Origin of the sequence: Phenylobacterium sp. (genome assembly GCF_020402505.1) — a bacterium.
Classification (GTDB): Bacteria; Pseudomonadota; Alphaproteobacteria; order Caulobacterales; family Caulobacteraceae; genus Phenylobacterium.
This window is the reverse complement of the sequence record NZ_JADBZL010000204.1, coordinates 1-3,485: the sequence shown is the minus strand read 5'-3', so window position 1 is coordinate 3,485 and position 3,485 is coordinate 1. Positions and strand designations below refer to the sequence as shown.

Genomic DNA, 3,485 nt, shown 5'->3' with positions numbered 1-3,485 from the left:
CGAGGGCGACCACCGTCTCGCCGAGGTCGAGGTCACCGGTCGTGGCCTTGGCCTCCTTAGCAAAGCGGGGGATCTGATAGTCGGGGCGCAGCCAGCGCACGTGGCCGGCGGCCTCTTCGCGGGCGCGCTCGGCGTTCAGCGCCACAAGGCGTTCCAGGATCTCCTCATCGGTCAGGTCGACCGGCCAGCCATAGGCCTGGGCGGTCGCCGCATCGATCTGGTCGTGCAATTCCTTGAGGATCAGCACCCGGCCGCGCTGCTTGACGTCCTCGTCGGCCGGGGTGAGGGCGGCGCCGGCGCGAATCTTCTCCAGCACATTGTAGAGGCCGGTCAGGGTGAGGTCAGGGTGTTCGGCCTGGACCCGCTTGCGGGTGGCGTCGAGTTCTTCGCCGAGGGCGCGGAGCTGCGCCTTGAGGTTCTCATCCGGGTCGGGGAAGGGGAAGGGGTCGAATCCTCTAGTCTTCGTGTAGATAGGTCGATCTTCAAGAAGACCACCAGTCTTGAGGGCCCACGTCACGTGCGTCTTAGATGAAAGAGCCGCAATAATCCAGGCATCGGCTTCTGCAAAGCAGACGAGTCGGTTGTCAGGGATCACCTCTGAGGGCAAAAATGTAAAGAATCTGTGTTGAGATGTCTCGACAGTTACAATGTATCGATCGAGGCTTGCGAGAGCAGGTCGCAATTCTCGCCTCGGCTCCCCAAATATCCACCAGTTTTCACGATAGACCGCCCGATTGTTGCGATCGCGCTCAGTCTTCACAGACAAAATCAGGTGCTGATAGACCTCCGGATAGTTTTGGCGAACCTCGGCTTCACCGAGTCCAAAGAGATCAATGACCAGGACTCCCCGGGGCCTGCTGGTGAGGTCGCGGCCGTTGCGGTAGGGCCGGATGTGCTGCTCAAGCCCCGGGCGTCTCCCGAGACCGAGGAGTTCCGCCTGGGCCGGGCTAACAATGAAGCCCGATCCGTGAAGCTTAACTCCAGGCGAGCATAACCCATCGTTTGACCTCAACGCGGCGGCCTTCGTGACATCCACACCCGCGGAGAGGTCGGAATTTATGCGGCCTAGGATTACCTTGAAGGCGAGCGAAGGCTCGTCGGTGTCTAGGCCGCCTTCCTGGATGACCTCCCATAGCTGACCCTCTCGCGATCCGGCTTGAGCCACCGTCATGCTGATCCGGACAGCTGCGCTGTCCTTGGTGGCCTTGGTCCAGGGATGATCTGGCACGGCGAAAACCAGAGAAATCGGCGCTTTGGCGTTCAGGTGCCGCTCCATCACCCTTCTCTGAAAGGGCTGACTGATGGAATTGGTGGTCACGAAACCTATCCGCCGGGTCTTGGACTTTTTTCGGCCAAGGATTTCCGCCGCCCGATCCCACCAGTACATCACGAAGTCAGCGCTATTGTTCATGTCTTTGTGCGCCGCCCAGAGCGCCTCGGCGTAGCCGGGCTCCATGCGGGAGCGCAGGTCCTTGCCGCCGATGAAGGGTGGGTTGCCGACAATGAAGTCCGCCTCCGGCCAGTCCGGCCGCCTCGGATTGGGATAGACCTCGACCCGCTTGCCATCCTTTTCGACCACGCTGGGCAGGGGATAACCGTCCCAGGTCAGCACGGCGTCATAGCCGGCATGGGTGCCGAAATTGATGTTCTTGAAGGCCTTCAGGATAGGCTCGGCGGGATGGCTCTCGTGGTTGCGATAGTGCCATTGCAGATAGCCGATCCAGATCACCAGCTCGGCGATGGCCGCCGCGCGGGGGTTGAGTTCCAAGCCCAAGAACTGGTGCGGATCCACACTCTCGCCGGCGATGGCCAGGCTCGACTGGCGCTCGCCCAGGGCAGAGAGGGTCTGAATGACTTCGCCCTCCAGCTTTTTCATCAGCTCCAGCGTCACATAGAGGAAGTTGCCGGTGCCGCAGGCAGGGTCGAGAACGCGGGTGGTGCAGAGCTGGTGGTGGAAGGCGCGGACAATCTCGACGGCGTCGGCGTCCTTGGCGGCGTCCTTAGCGGCCTGGGCCCTGGTGAGGGCGGCTTCCCAATCGGCGCGCAACGGCTCCATCACCGTGACGTCAACCAGCCGCTGGACATAGGAACGTGGGGTATAGTGGGCGCCAAGCCGCTTGCGCTCTTCCTTGTCCAGCGCCTGCTCCAGCAGGGCGCCGAAGATGGCGGGATCAACCTGGGTCCAGTCGGCGCTAGCGGCGGCCAGGAGTTCGCCGATCTCCGCCTGCCCCAGCTCAAAGACCATGGTGTCGCTGAACAGGCCTCCGTTGAAGTGTCGGACCCGGGCGTCGATGATCGCCGAGAACTCCGCACCGGTGTTCATGTCCTTCCAAAGCTGTTTCAGGCGGTGCGGGAAGTGGCGGGGATCGGCGACCGACTTTTCCAGGAGCTGGCGGAAGCTGCCCCTGGGCAGCAAGTCGGTGTCCTCCGCAAACATCGTGAACAGACAGCGCATCAGGAAATGCGCAACATGCTCGGCGTTGGCGCCGTTGTCCTCCAGGCGCTTGCTGACGGCGGCGAGGCGGGCGGCGATCTCGCGGGTGACCCGGGCCGACTTTTTGGTCGGATCAAGGCTGTGCGGGTCAGTCCAGATGGTCTTGAGGAGGCCCCGCACCTCCTCCTTACGCAGGTCCTCCAGATAGATCCGGTAGCCCTTGCGGTCGGGGAACTGGCCATAGGCGCGGCCGGTGCCGGTAAAGTCGGCATAAAGCTCGAAGCAGTGGCCGACATCGCAGGTGAGGATGAAGGGGGGCGCTGCATGGTCGGCATCGAGGAGGAAGACGTAGCCATCGGCCTGTTTGCGCGCGTTCTGCATCATCACGTCCCAGCGTGGCGAAGCGCTGCGACGGCCGAGTTGTTCGGGTTCGTCGGGCTGGAAGCCCGGCTGGCCCGGCAGGGCGTTCTTGGCGCCAGGCAGGCGGGATTGCTTGGCCTCTAGAATGAAGGCGTCCCGCTTGTAGAGGTCGATACGCTTCGGTGCAGTCAGGGCGTCGCTGGCGCGGGGGCGAACGGCGCGCTCAAACACGTAGTTATTGCTCCGGACGTCAGCGCCGGCCGGGTCGGGTGGAGGCACGCCAATGACCGCACAGAGTTCCGTAAGGAACATGGCATAGTTAGCCCGTTCGGCGCCGCCTTCCAGTTTGGACCATCGTCGAATGAACGCCTCGACATCCACGCTGCTCCGCCTCCCGCCCCTCCACTCACCGCATACAACCTAGACGCTATGGGAGAGGGCGCAAGGATCACCGCCGCTCAGACATTGGGTCGGCATCCGATGATTTCTCTCCTGCCAGCGGCCGCGCTGACCTGTGCGCCCGAGGGGGCTGCAGTGATCGCCCGCCTCGCCTGACCGATCGCGCTCCTGCAACGAGCGGGCCCGGAGCATTGGGGCTCCGGGCCCTTGTCGTCAGAAATTCAGGCGCGCGGTCACGCCGTAGTAGCGATCCGCCTCACGCGGGATCAGGTAGCGGTAGCTGCCGCCCGGT

1 protein-coding gene is annotated in these 3,485 nt (G+C 63.3%); it reads right to left on the bottom strand.

Features of this window, described 5'->3' with window-relative positions:
* Window positions 1-3,106, bottom strand: a 3,106-nt coding sequence (locus tag IM632_RS13430) for a DNA methyltransferase (RefSeq protein ID WP_296552463.1), incomplete at its 3' end; no start/stop codon positions are given.
* Window positions 3,107-3,485 lie beyond the last annotated feature (379 nt).